Below are 14,236 nucleotides of genomic sequence, written 5' to 3'. Positions count from 1 at the left end.
CCCACAGTTAAATTAGGGAACAAGAACCACCATCTTCCCTATATTTTCATTACGTTCCATACGCGCATGCGCTTCATTTATTTCTTCAGCTTCCCACACGGAATCGATGACAGGCTCGATTTCACCTTTCTCAATTAACGGCATGGCCCAGTCAACAAATGACGCAGTAAGTGCCGCCTTACGTTCAAGGGGCAGACCCCTTAACGTGCTCGTAATAATATGAATGCGACGCATCATAGCCGGCAGCAAGTCTACCTTCTCCACCTTCGAACCACCCAATACGCCAAATAATATGAGACGCCCATCCATTGCCAATACTTCCATATTAGACTTCCAATAAGAAGCACCTACGGGGTCCATGATCATATCGACGCCATTTCCATTTGTATATTCCATGACAGCATCTTCAAACGATTGGTTCCGGTAGTTAATGACGACGTCTGCATTTAGGCGTTCAATCGCGTCCACTTTTTCATCTGTACCAACTGTTGCAATTACAAATGCTCCAGCTGCTTTCGCCAGTTGGACAGCTGCAGTCCCTACACCGCTTGCCGCGGCATGAATTAAAACATGCTCGCCTGCCTTCAATCTACCTAGCTCGAACATATTGAGGTACGCTGTTAAAAACACTTCAGGGATAGCTGCCGCTTCAACAAATGTAAGCTTGTCGGAGATCCGCACAGCCAACTCCGCGGGAATCGCAGCATATTGGGCATAACCGCCCCCTGGCAGCAGTGCACATACTCGATCGCCTACTTCCCAACCATTCGCATCTGCGCCCACTTCTTCTATCACACCCGCCATCTCTAAGCCGATGATTGGGGAAGCGCCTTTGGGTGGGGAATATAAACCACGTTTTTGCAGCAGATCTGCCCGGTTCAATGCGGTAGCTTCGACACGTATAAGCAATTCGCCAGAGCCACACTTCGGCTTTGGCCAGCTTCCCCAATACAAATCTTTATTTTCGTTCACCAAACAGGCAATCATCTGTTCTTCCATCTTCAGTACCTCCTCTAGGCTGTTTCGATTGAATACTTAGCTTGTATCACAATACATGCAAGCAACCTTATACACTCAACATTTTCCATTATGTGATAAATGACATGTCCTTTATCCTATTCACCCATTAAGATGAATAGGTACATCTATAAGTAAGGTGGGATTCCTATGCATGAGCGCATGGACAGAGAGACAGAAGCGTCACTGCATCTATTTCGCGTTTTCTCCAAAGCATTCAAGAGCATCTCCGATCACACTGCTGCAGGCTGTAAACAGGAAGGCTTCAACCCGACTGATTTTGCTGTACTGGAAATGCTTTACCATAAAGGACCCCAGCCTATTCAGCAAATTGGTGCTAAGCTGCTGCTCCAAAGTGGAAACATCACGTATGTCATTGATAAGCTTGAACGCAACGGATATGTGAAACGTCATCCTTGTACAAAAGATCGTCGTGTTATTTATGCAGAATTAAGTGAAAGTGGATGGAAAAGTATGAAGCTTATTGTTCCCCGTCAAGCCCATATGCTTCGCAGAGCATTGAGTGGATTGTCGATGAAGGAAAAAGACCAAGCAATTACTCTTCTCAAAAAGTTAGGCTTACAAGCAGAACGGCTTGCGCTCATCCACTATGCTAAAAATGAATAGAACTAAAGAGCCTGCTTCCTTTACGAAGCATGGCTCTTTTTCATAAAAGTATTTATCGTCTCACGCTCATCATATCCAATAAAATCTTGCGCGACTGCCTTACCTCTGCATTGATCGCATATTCAATAGATGAAAGAGTCTCATAAGGTTTTTCATTATTATCTAGCGCTTGCTGCCTCTTTGATCGATACTTCTCTTCCATATCTACATCAAACGGACTTGGTCGATACTCCACGATATGATTGGTCAACTTCACGTATAGCTCATTAGCATGCTGTCCCCCTAGAAATGCGCTCGTGCTATTCCGTTCCAACAGCTGAAGTCGAGATGGAAGATGTGCAGCCACCAATCCATCCTGGTCCATATTTTCATAAGCATATTTCATAAATTCCCAAGCTAGCTTCTTATTATTCGACATCTTAGGCATCATGAAATACGTGCCGTCTGAAAATCCATACGTACACAAGGGCAATCTAGTTGCCCGCCACAATCCCTTCGTATCCGGCGCTATCTTTTCCAGACGTCTCTCGCCCCACGTCCCAAGGAACACCATTGCTTGTTGACCTGAGCGAATCGCTTCTTGTCCTGCCTTCGTACGTAAAGGAACGTTAAGCGCTAGTTCCATTTCTTTTAATTGCTGTGACAACTCAAAAGCGCGTGCGATACGAACGTTATTACGGTTAAACATATATTTATTGTCGAACAAAGAAACTGCCGACTCCGCCCAATCCAAAGGGCTCAAGTCGTCCTGCATGATATAGATTCCTTCTTGCCTCAGCCTTGTTGCCATAGCAAGCAAACGTTCCTCGCTCTCCATATACTTCGCAAGCTCTTCTGGTTCAGATGGATAACCGTACTTCTCCATAATGTCTTTGCGATAGTATGTCAACAAAGGTGAAGTTGAGATCGGAAGTGCAAATAGCCGCTTATTATCTAGCGAATTTGCCGCTTTCATTAGCGGAATCGACATTGTATTTTTTAACCTATCCTCTAAGAACCCCTCACCTTTCAAGTCCACCAGGCCATCAATTACACTGAATTCACCAAGAACCAAATGATCGACTTCCATAATATCAGGGGCGGTGCCGTTGACTAATGCTTCTCTATACAAATTCACATGGTCATGATAATCAACACGCTTAATATGGACCTTTACCCCTTGATTATCCTTCTCGAATCTTTCAACCAGCTTATTATAGTTTTCACTATATGCCCATATTGTAATCTCTTGTGGGATTGGTTCATTTCCCTGTGCTTTATGCTCTTTCGGCCAAGTTGATACCTGTTCTGTACGAGTACAGCCAAATAGTAGCGATACAAAGAAACATAGGATTAACGCATTAAGCAAATATCTATATGATAATCGAACTTGTTCCATGTCCGATCAACCTCCAGGTCGAGCAGCTCCCAATGTATGTTCCACCATCGCAAATTGATGAAATTGTGCGACGAACTCCTTTGCTGGAAGCGGCGGTGTTATAAGGTATCCTTGAATTTGCGTACAGCCAAGCGCCTTTAGCTGCATAAGCTCCTCCACTGTCTCCACTCCTTCTGCCATGACTTTAAGGTTCATGCTTTGTCCCATCTGGATGACGGCTTGCACGATCGATACATTTGTGCCATCGCTTTGCAAATGTCGAACGAAGGAACGATCAATTTTTAATATGTGGATTGGCAGTGTTTTCAAACGACTTAAGGAAGAATACCCTGTCCCAAAGTCATCCACAGCTATTTGAATTCCGCGCTTGTCTAGCTGCTTTAGTACGAATATAGCTTGTTCTACATGCTTGTGAACATAACCTTCAGTAATCTCAAGAATCAAGCTTTCAGGATCAAAGCCTGTTTGTTCTAAAATGCGGTCAACACTTGCCAGAAAATCATGGTTAAGAAATTGACGCAGTGAAACATTAACGGACAACTTAAAGTGTGGAAGAACTTGCTTGCTCGTCCATTCTAGATGTTGCAGACAGGCAGTACGCAGTACCCATTCACCAATAGGAATAATGAGTCCTGATTCTTCTGCCAAGGGAATAAATTTGGACGGAGATACAAATCCGCGTTCAGGATGATTCCAACGCAGAAGCACTTCAGCAGCAGTAACAACTCCCTCAACATCTACAATCGGCTGGTAGTTAAGATGCAATTGGTCACGATCCAGTGCTTTGCGCAGATCACTCTCCAGCATATGCCTTTCCGGCAACTGCTCTGGATGAAGCTGATCATAGAACATGTACGTCTGCCCTCCCCGGTCTTTAGCAGCGTACATAGCCGTGTCAGCATGCTTCAACAACGAAGTAAACTCCGTACCATCATCAGGATACATAGCGATGCCAATCGATGCCGATATGTACAGCTCATAGGAAGATACAAAAAAACTTTCCCGGAACTGAGTTAAGATCTGGTGCGCCGCAACTGTAGCATCTTGGCGGCAACTGTCCTCCATAATGACGACAAATTCATCTCCTCCAAGACGTGCACAAATATGTGCGCCTGCAATATTGCTCAGACAACAAGTTAGTCGTTGCCCAACCCGCACCAGCAACGAGTCACCAATGTTATGACCTAGCGAATCATTAATGTGCTTAAATCGATCCAGATCGATAAACATCAGTGCGAGCGAAGAAGATTTCTGCTCAGCAGCCTTTAGCGCTTTCTCAAGATTGACCGTAAAATAATGTCGATTCGGCAGCTGTGTCAGTGTGTCATAATAGGCCAGATGTTGAAGTTTCTCCTCGGAAGTTTCCAGCATCGTAGTCTGATCTACCAGCTTCTCGTTCATCCGATTCATCTCACGAATCATTTCCGCAAGGCGGTCGGACATCATTCGGAAGTTATGCACAAGTGATCGGATTTCTCCGATATTGCTATCTGGCCACGGAATTTTATGAGTTAGAAGCTTATTGGGCATTCCCGTTGTGATCGCGGTAAGATTGCTAAGCGAACGAACGATATAGCGATTGGCTATTATGGACATACCTGCTGCAAGCGAACAAAGAATGAATAACGTTATATATTTTTGCAAATAAAGCTCAATCGTTTCTTCTAAATAGTGCGAGATGGGCAGCAACACCACAACTTTATTTACAGGATGCTCCTTCAACTGTCTCTCCATTACGTAATAGCCATCGCTCCATCGTCGAGTCTCATAATCATAGTCATGTGTAGACGGAAGCCATCTGAAATAATGTTGTGCATCATTATGATTCAGGTTAAAGCCATTAATGGAAAGAGCGTCTTTCTCAATTTTCCCTTCATTTTTACTCATATCCGTCATCTGGAACCAATGTTCATCCGTAGATGCAATGAGTACATTATTGCTGTCATAGAGAGAAACTTTTAATAGGCTGTTATGGGAATAGTCCTCTATCATTCGTTCAACCTTGCCCACTTGAATCATGTGACTTAAGGCTAAACTTTGGCGCTTGCTGAGATTCATCTCATATAACCAATCCGAAATGAGACGCGTCTGCGTATCTAAAAAATAGAAAGAATCGGTTTCAATCTCGCTGCGCATTTGTTTGCTGTCTAGTACCATGTTAATCATAAACGGAATAAATATAGCTGCGATGCAAAGATGAGTTAAAAGTTGGCTCAAATAAACCGACTTCTTGCGGGTCTTAGGAATGACGCGTGACCATGGAACATAGGTAACGATGATGTCTGCGAGAAAAGCATTAAGCAGACCGTTCATAGCAAACATGAAATATTGAAGCAGTACTTCCGCACTGAGTATATCCGTTGACAAATAAAAGAATAAGGCGGCAAAGGGGGCTCCTATACAAAGCCAATACAATCCACTCCATAATAAGAGCAATTCCCTCTTACGCTCATATAAATATCCAACCAAGATAAGCTCTAAGCCAATTAACAATAGGGTTACTGATCCAAAACCCAAAAAATATAAACCAAGACTAACAATTAATGCGGAGCCAGCCGCCCATTGGGAACCGAACAATACGAGGATAATAAGTAAAAAGGCGCTGCAAATCATAAACTCTGCGCCATATGCATATTGAATGCCATACTGCGTGAAAAGGGCCGCGAATGCGATGAGAACCGCACAAATGAGCCCCGCACGCCACGAGCTAAAAGGTAGCAAAGAACGCGGCATAGCAAAATTACTCCTTTACATATTGAACAGACATACATGAGTTAGTTCTGCCGCTATCTGCACGACACTACGAATAGATGTACAAGTCACGGAGAAAGGCATTAAATTGGAATAACATCCCTCACCATGAAGGCATTACATAAATAAATTCGACACAAAAATGACTTTTCCTACCTATTATAAATAAAAAACCGACACCCTCATCGTGTCGGTTGTTGTTGGATCCGTTTATATCCCAATCTAGATCAGCATTTTTTCTTATCACTTGCTACATTCTCATGTTTACTACTATGGAGATTCCCATTGTCCATCCTCCATATATGCCAGTTCGATCGCCCCTGTGCAAAACGATCCCACAACTCGTCATGAGTTGCCACGATAAGTGCTGTGCCTTGCCGTCGCAGCGCCTCACAATAATGAATAAGTGCAGAGGCAGAGCATTCATCCAATCCTGCAGTCGGTTCATCCAAAACAAGCAAATAAGGACGATGAACGGTTGCCATAATCACATTCAACATACGTCTATCTGCAGCAGGAAGTTCTTGTGGATTCTCCCCTGCTCGCTGCGTCAAGCCAAGCAGCTCAAGCTGCTGTTGAACCCATCTGGTGCGCAATCGTTCTTGGCTGCCTTGATTGCACTGCATCATAGGATCAACCTTCTCCATCTTACCCTCATTTTCGTTTATTGGCTTTGCTGAACCCAGAAACTTATAAGGCTCTCTTCCAATTGCGATAGCGCTATCGTACGCGAACTCAAGCTCATGCTGCACAGTATCGTATAAAAACATAGCGTAGCTGGACTGCGGCACATAACCGATAAGCCGAGCCAATTCATGCGGCTTCAGCTTCGACAAGGAATATCCTGCTACGCTGGCTGCACCATGCTGTAAAGGTAGTGACTGTGTAATCAGGTGCAGCAGCGTTGTCTTACCTGATCCGTTCTCTCCTTGCAGCAGCACAGCTTCCCTCGGCATTAACTCACCATCTGCCTGAATACCAAAGGACAAGTCCGGATAGCTTGTTCCTGCATCTTCAAGCTTAATAGCCGGCACTTGCAGCTGTTCATCGATATTTCTGTTCTTCTTATCATTACGTTCTTCTTCGCATACATGGAGCTTGGAGATTGAACTTGCAAGATCAAACGGTTTCGTTGGATGCAATTGCCCTTGCTTCAATTGGAGCCAGTTGGCTCGCAACCATAGGGGATGAGCTCGATCCCTCTGCTCCACTCTTGGCAGGATCATGACAAGCGTATGAAGAGAAGACTCCTCCAGCCACTGCAAGAGTGCATCCGCAAATATCAGCTTCGCGTCTCTATCTAGATGACTCCATGCATCGTCCATGACAAGCAGCTCCGGTTCCATCGTCCAAACGCTGCTTGCAGCAATCTGCTGCTGCTGTCCTCCAGACAGCTGCTCCACAGCAGACAAGCGGTAATCTAGCATGTTAATGCGCTTGAGTTCTCTTTCCATACGCTGTTCAATCTCTAAAGTGTCAACGCCAAGGTTAGCTGGACCGAACGCCAATTCATCTTCTACGACTCCAATGACAAAGGAAGATAGCTCGCCACCCATATGTCCAACAAGGAGAGAGGGAGAGGAAGGGAGTGCTTCGAGCGAAGAGGCCCTATGATTTCGCCTCTTATCGTCTCCCTCTCTACATCCATCGGTTTCATGGCTCACATATACGTTGCCATCCAATTTTCCCTCATGTTCTGGCATCACTTGAGCCATAATGCGGCTTAATGTGGATTTCCCGCTGCCGCTCTCTCCCAATATGACCGTGAAACTCCCCTGTTCGATGGTCAGATCTAACTCTTTCAATAAACAGGGTGCATCCGGGTAGCTGAAGCTGACTTGTGATAGTCGCAACAACGGCTTATTCATCGTAAATGGACTCCTTTTGCTGCCCTGCTCATGCTCATTGATTATTAAGCAGCATTATTGTACTGCTGACCAAGCGCATAAGGACGCACATAGCGTGTTGGCGCTAAGCGGTCTCCCAACCATTTCGTCAAAGCTCCACACAATAGCATACCGCTCACACAACGAACAAATAGAGATACAATGAGTACCGTAGTTGAGTATTCGATATAACCAAACATAAATGCTGCCACAACGAACCAAAGCGGCACCATTGCAGTACCTGCAAATAGCATAGCAAGCCAACCAAAGCGCTTATAGCGATAAATAAAGAACAATGGCTCAACAATTATTGCATAGCAAGCAGCCGCTGCGATCGAAGACCAGATGCCATAAGATGTGCCGACCATAATCTGGAGCAAAGCTCCAATTGCATACGTACCTGCCGCAGCACCAGGCTTACGAATGATATACATCGCCAACAGTCCATATACCATATAGACGCCAACAATGGTCGATGTTAGTATCGGTCCGCCCCAGCCGTGTAGAAGTTTGTTTACATGAGACAAGAGGGAGGTCACTACTCCATTCGCTGCGGCTAATAAAGCCATCAGCATCCACTCTCTTACGGTAAGATTACTAAATGCCTGCTTCCATGAAGATTTCATAAGATGCCCTTCTTTCTGTATCTATGATTAGTACCATCCTAACGTTGCGGCGGCGGCACCTATCGAAGCCGCCGCGAGTAAGCAGCCCACTGGGGAGATCGCAATGCGTCGCCAGTGGGTACGTGCCTGAGCCGAGCCGAAGCGCTTCGCCTCCATCGCGGTCGAGACATCCTGCACATGGCGAAGCGCGGAGCGCACGATGGCTAGGGCCATCTGGCGGGCGCTCTGCAAGCGCCCACCTACTCCGCGCACAGGCGTCAGCCGGCGCAGCCGCTCAACGCGGCGTATTTGCTCCGCTTCGGCCAAGAGCAGCGGCACGAAGCGGAGTGCCACAGCAGCTGCGTATGCCAGCTTATCCGGCATGCGCAGCTGCTGTGTTAAGGCGACGACGACATCCCTTGGCTCAGTCGTCGTCGCATACACGATCGATGACGCAAATAACGTCATCGATCGCAGCGTCAGCGCTGCTGACAGTTCCAGCGCAGACGCTGTTAGCGTAGGCCCGCCGCTGCCGAATGGCTGCCACAGTGGCTCCTCTCCCCCTGCGGGGAGCATGAGCCACTGGAACAACAGCAGCGGAAGGCCGAAGCCTATCGCCCACAGGGCGAAAAGGCGCCATTGCTTCAGGCGCCAACCTGCTCCGGTTCCTGCTATCAGCAGCACAGACAGGAACCAGAGCAGCTGCGCGGTGAGCGACAACGTCAGCATCACCGCCAGGCCGGTGCAGAGAAGCCAGATCCCCTTCGTCAGGGGATCCAAGCGTCTAAGCCATCCCGGCTTCCCCCTTATAGACGGCACTGCTTGTCTACCGCTCATTGTATCGTTCACCCTCCGCTCGACCGATCGCGCTCAGCCAACAATAACTCCAATAACCGCCCAGCAGCCTCTTTAATAGTAGTCTGCTGCTGCGCTTGCAGGAACATCGTCACGCTCCGAGCCTGTATACTCGTCCCACGTCCTTGCAGCATTTCACTCTCTAAGAAAGAAAATGCCTGCCTCACTTCATCATGAATGATCTCGGCTGTTGTAGAAGATTGTTCGATCGCCTGCTTCAATGCAGCAGCCGCCTCCCACATCTGTTCTTGGTGCTTCGAGAAGCCTGTCCGACCGACACGCATAATATCGTCCATCATCGCTTCGTTCAGTACAGGTACAGGTGTATCACGCATGATTCTTTCAGCCGCACCATCCATCACTTGAATGATATAAGCAGCCACCTTACGGTAATCCAGCAGTTTATCATCGAAAGCAACATAGTTTATGAACTCAGCAATAACACCGTTTAACGTTGTGGCGAGATCAAGCCAATATGGCTGCGCTTCTAATCCATATACTTCTGCAATTACCTGGCGAAGCGCATAAAGCTTCTTCGCGCGGTAAGACAAAATAAGCTCCCGCAGTTCCTTCTTTTGTTGAAGATGAACCTCTTTACGTTGGAAGGAAACAAACAGCTTGAACCGACTAAATTGATCCAAAGACTGCATAATAAGTCGCTCCAGTTTCTCTCTGGAGGGTAATGGCTCTTGCAAGATGTGCTGCAAGGCTCCATAAATTTGTTGATGGTAATGCTCAAATATCGTCATCATAAGCTCTTCCTTTGATCGGAAGAAGGAGTATACCGAGCCTTTCGCAATACCTGTTCGGTCAGCTATTTCTTGAATGGACGTCTGATGATACCCTTTTTCGGCGAACAGCGCCAACGCTTCTTCCATGATGCTTTGCTTCTTCGCTTCCATCAGCTCGCCTCCTTACGAATAACAATCGTACATGGACATTGACTAGGTAGTCGAAACGATATAAACATGAATCTCTATCGTCCGTTTACAACATACCACACAACCATCCACTCCTTAAATATGTATGATGAAAAACCTTTTGACTATACGGTCATTATTATGTATATTATCCCTAATATTAAGGCGTGACTTGTCAGTCAAATTCATTCAGCCAACTTGAAGCACACGTCGAAGATGAATGAGGTGAATCGAAAAAATGAACAGCATTCTTTCAAACGCTGCACATCCCAATCCTAACCGGGGATTTGTATTGGCAGGCCTCCTGCTTGGCATGTTCTTTGGCGCACTGGAACAGACGATCGTCGGTACGGCACTTCCCTCCATCATGAGCGACTTAAACGGCTTGTCGATCATGTCATGGATAACAACTGCTTATATGATCGGATCTACGGCTGTTATTCCTATCGCAGGAAAACTATCTGATATTGTGGGACGACGAAGCATCTATGCGATTGGATGGCTCATCTTCCTTATAAGTTCTGTTCTTTGCGCCAACGCGGAGACGATGGAGCAGCTCATTGCTTATCGCGGTCTGCAAGGAATTGGGGGCGGCATGATTATGCCGTTGACTCAAATTATGATCGGCGATATTTTCTCGCCGGCCGATAGAGCTAAGTGGCAAGGCGCAGTAGGTGCTGTATATGCGCTTAGCTCAATACTTGGCCCACTGCTCGGGGGAATTATCGTAGACTATGCGAGTTGGCACTGGATATTTTGGATGAACATTCCGTTTGGTATCCTCTCTACGATATTTATCTTTATTGGAATGGCAACCGTCGATAAGAACCGACCACTTGTTGAGCGGCAGCCCATTGATTGGCTTGGCATCGTTACATTCGTCCCCTGTCTCGTTCTCTTCTTACTAGGTCTGTCACTTGATCGTGAGCAGTACCCTTGGAATTCATGGATGACGCTGCTGTTATTCGGCGCCTCGCTCATCTTCTTGCTTGGATTTATATGTATTGAAAAGCGTGCTGTACAGCCCATTATTAGTTTATCTTTGTTCAAAAATCGCGTGTTTCAAATATGCACAGCATTATCCTTTCTGATTGGACTTAGCTTGTTCGGCGCTATTATGTTCGTCCCACTATTCATGCAAGGTATTGTCGGCGTATCCCCAGTGGAAGCAGGATCAACGATGACACCGCTGATGATTGCGATGATTATAACTAGCATTATCGGAACTCGACTATTATTGAAAATTCGTTATCGCACACTGCTCTCGATAGGCATGACGACATGTGTTCTCGGCTTCTACTTCATGAGTATGATGGGTGTTACAACAACGATTTCGCAAGCAAGCATCGCTATGATTGTGCTCGGGCTTGGGATTGGATTGGTCATGCCAGCGATTACGGTCATCGTTCAAAATTCATTTTCAAAAGACCAGCTAGGCACTGTAACTTCCACTTCAACCTTCTTCCGTTCGATTGGTGGAGCTATCGGAACCGCGCTGTTTAATGTCATTATGAACGAAGCTATTAAACGTAATATGACGGATGCTATCAACAACTCTGAGCCTCCATTACAAACAGCCCTAGAACAAACGGGTACACATTCTGATGATTTATATGCACTTATCACATCGCCGGACACGATATCAGGTGGCACTGAATTGCATTCAGCTCTGTTGACGACAGTGAAAAGCGCATGGGCAACCTCGTTCTCCTCTGTTTATATATGGGCTTTTGGCATTGCTGCATTGGGGATTCTCTTGACGCTGCTTATTGGAAATGGACGAATTGAGCCTCACGGTAACAAAAGCAAAAGTGCAGAATTGTAATATGAAACTAGACGAGTGAGTGTAAGCTACAAACTGCTGTACTTCGTACTTCGTGCTTTGTGCTTGTACTTCATTCATTTACAATTCATTTACATGAATCGCAATTACTTGGTATGTATATAAACGATAACGATATACAAAAGGAAAAGGTACCCTTTCGACTTCGCAACAAGGAAGACAGAGGGTACCTTTTATTCGTTGCACTGCTGCAAGTAGCAGCAGCGCATTAGCAGCTCATTATTTCTCAAAAAAACAGCGTTTATCCACGCTAATCTTAGCTATGATTCGCTGAGAATGCGATATTGCTATTTTTGATGTACGTGTTATGCCACAAGGCAAACACATACAACGTCCATATTTTACGAGAGTAGTCGCCTTGGCCAGCTTGATGGCGGCGGAACATATCTTCCACTTGAGTCAAGTTTACGATTGGATCGATGCCGCTCGCAGAAATCTGCTCCCACATGATGCCCGCACGGTCTGTGCGTAACCAATCACGCATTGGTACAGGGAAACCAAGCTTAGGGCGATTCAGAATAGAATCTGGAACGATTCCATTCATCGCTTGACGCAGTGCATACTTTGTCGTTCCTTCTGCAATACGATATTTCATCGGAATCGTACGTGCCACATCAAATACTTTGCGGTCCAAGAATGGAACGCGCAGCTCAAGCGAGTGAGCCATCGTCAGCTTGTCCGCCTTCGCCAAAATATCACCTGGCATCCATAGATTCATATCGATATACTGCATACGAGATACAGGATCGAGATGCTTTGTACGCGCATAATATTCGCCCGCTTTATCAAACGGCTTCGTAAAGGAAGCCAACTGCTCAGCCGTTACACGCAGAAGTTCCGGTTTCGCATCATCCGAGAAAATATTTGCATTTCCAAGGAAGCGCTGCTCCAATGGCGTCGTACCGCGCATCAAGTAGTTCTTGCCGTAGAAGTTCGGCAGCTTGCGCAGCATTGCGTTCACAGAGCCCTTCATGCCGTCTGGCATCCAATCTAAGTAACGCAAGGAATGCGGCTCGCGATAAATACGGTATCCACCGAACAGCTCATCTGCACCTTCACCTGAAAGCACAACCGTTACATGCTCTTTTGCCAAGCGCGCTACTTCATACAATGCGATGGCAGAAGGATCTGCAACAGGCTCGTCCAAGTGCCAGATCGCACGAGGTACAGCATCAAAGTACATTTCCTGTGTAATCATGCGCTCAAAATGCTCCGTATCAATTTGACGCGCTGTATCACGGGAAATAATCGTTTCATTGTTCGGCCCTTCGAAACCAACGCTGAACGTCTTGATTGGCTCCACTGAACGCATCATTGTTGAAGTAATCGTGGAATCGATACCACTGGACAAGAAACAACCGCGCTGAACTTCACTATGAAGATGATGCTCAACAGAGTCTTTCATTACATGGCGAATCTCATCCAATACTTGAGCCAATGGGCGGTCCACTGGATCGAACATCGGATCCCAATATTTGCGAAGCTTTGGCTCGCCTTGGAATGGGATCGTAATCGAATGTGCTGGAGGCAGCTTATGAATGCCTTCATACATCGTATCCGGGTCCGGTACATATTGGAACGTTAAGTAATTGTAGAAACTATTCATGTTCAGCTTGCGAGGTACGCCTGGCACCGTCAAAATGCTCTTAATTTCCGAACCGAAAGCAAAAACATCTTCATTGCGATAATAATAAACAGGCTTAATACCAAAATGATCACGCGCAATGAAGAGCTGCTGCTTGTTACGATCCCAAATCGCGATGCCGAACATACCGCGCAGATGGTGCACACAATCTTCTCCGTACTCTTCGTACAAATGAACAATAACTTCTGTATCTGTATGTGTTTTGAATTGGTGTCCGCGAGCAATTAAATCTTCGCGCAATTCCATGTAGTTGTAGATTTCTCCATTAAAAATGAGCCATATCGAGTCATCTTCATTGCTCAATGGCTGAGCTCCTTCAGCCACATCAATAATGGATAGACGACGGAATCCAAGTCCGACGCGATCGCCGACCCATAGTTTCCCGTCATCTGGGCCGCGATGATGAATAACAGCCATCATATCGCGGATCATATGTTCAGACGGCAGTTGGCCGTTTAATTGTAATAACCCAGCAATACCACACATTCCAGTTCCAATCCCTTCGCTACACGCTAAACGGTGTCGAATAATAATCAGTATAAAGCCCCTACCGACCGCAGGGACTTAACCTGTGTTACATTATAAACCTTTTTGACCAATTGCGACACCTACCCCTATTTTTTTGCACCAGTTCCTTGTCTTATAAACGTGTAATTTGAAGCTTTTCAGAACAACCTATATGGAACAAACAAGGAACAAACAATAAGGA

Annotated in this window: 10 protein-coding genes; 2 read left to right on the top strand and 8 right to left on the bottom strand. The window is 46.0% G+C overall.

From position 1 onward, the window contains the following. Positions 1-12 precede the first annotated feature (12 nt). The gene (locus tag NQ117_RS15965) at positions 13-999 is read right to left on the bottom strand and encodes an NAD(P)H-quinone oxidoreductase (RefSeq protein ID WP_258279012.1); all 987 of its coding nucleotides are present in this window, start codon (positions 997-999) and stop codon (positions 13-15) included. A gap of 168 nt (positions 1,000-1,167) precedes the next feature. Here NQ117_RS15965 and NQ117_RS15960 point away from each other — a divergent pair, with 168 nt between their 5' ends. Then, entirely contained in the window at positions 1,168-1,644 is a 477-nt protein-coding gene (locus NQ117_RS15960) for a MarR family winged helix-turn-helix transcriptional regulator (RefSeq protein WP_258279011.1), read from the top strand. A gap of 52 nt (positions 1,645-1,696) precedes the next feature. Here NQ117_RS15960 and NQ117_RS15955 read toward each other — a convergent pair whose 3' ends face one another. From NQ117_RS15955 to NQ117_RS15930, 6 genes are all read right to left on the bottom strand, one after another. Further along, positions 1,697-3,022, bottom strand: a complete 1,326-nt coding sequence (locus NQ117_RS15955) for an ABC transporter substrate-binding protein (protein WP_258279010.1) — start codon at positions 3,020-3,022, stop codon at positions 1,697-1,699. Between the two features lie 6 nt (positions 3,023-3,028). Then, on the bottom strand, positions 3,029-5,755 hold the full coding sequence (locus NQ117_RS15950) for an EAL domain-containing protein (protein WP_258279009.1): 2,727 nt from the start codon (positions 5,753-5,755) through the stop codon (positions 3,029-3,031). Positions 5,756-6,000: 245 nt separating this feature from the next. Beyond that, complete coding sequence (locus NQ117_RS15945; protein ID WP_258279008.1) at positions 6,001-7,641, bottom strand: ATP-binding cassette domain-containing protein; 1,641 nt, start codon at positions 7,639-7,641, stop codon at positions 6,001-6,003. A 44-nt stretch (positions 7,642-7,685) separates the two neighbouring features. Continuing rightward, on the bottom strand, positions 7,686-8,285 hold the full coding sequence (locus NQ117_RS15940) for an ECF transporter S component (protein WP_258279007.1): 600 nt from the start codon (positions 8,283-8,285) through the stop codon (positions 7,686-7,688). Positions 8,286-8,312: 27 nt separating this feature from the next. Continuing rightward, positions 8,313-9,044, bottom strand: a complete 732-nt coding sequence (locus NQ117_RS15935; protein WP_258279006.1) for an energy-coupling factor transporter transmembrane component T — start codon at positions 9,042-9,044, stop codon at positions 8,313-8,315. Between the two features lie 65 nt (positions 9,045-9,109). Beyond that, entirely contained in the window at positions 9,110-10,021 is a 912-nt protein-coding gene (locus tag NQ117_RS15930) for a TetR/AcrR family transcriptional regulator (RefSeq protein ID WP_258279005.1), read from the bottom strand. Between the two features lie 256 nt (positions 10,022-10,277). Between NQ117_RS15930 and NQ117_RS15925 the strand changes: the two genes are divergently transcribed. Next, the gene (locus tag NQ117_RS15925; protein WP_258279004.1) at positions 10,278-11,864 is read left to right on the top strand and encodes an MDR family MFS transporter; all 1,587 of its coding nucleotides are present in this window, start codon (positions 10,278-10,280) and stop codon (positions 11,862-11,864) included. 274 nt (positions 11,865-12,138) lie between these two features. Here NQ117_RS15925 and asnB read toward each other — a convergent pair whose 3' ends face one another. Continuing rightward, complete coding sequence (gene asnB / locus NQ117_RS15920) at positions 12,139-14,013, bottom strand: asparagine synthase (glutamine-hydrolyzing) (RefSeq protein ID WP_258279003.1); 1,875 nt, start codon at positions 14,011-14,013, stop codon at positions 12,139-12,141. Positions 14,014-14,236 lie beyond the last annotated feature (223 nt).

This window comes from Paenibacillus sp. SC116, assembly GCF_024733555.1.
GTDB lineage: Bacteria > Bacillota > Bacilli > Paenibacillales > Paenibacillaceae > Paenibacillus_B.
This window is presented reverse-complemented; position numbering and strand designations above follow the sequence as displayed.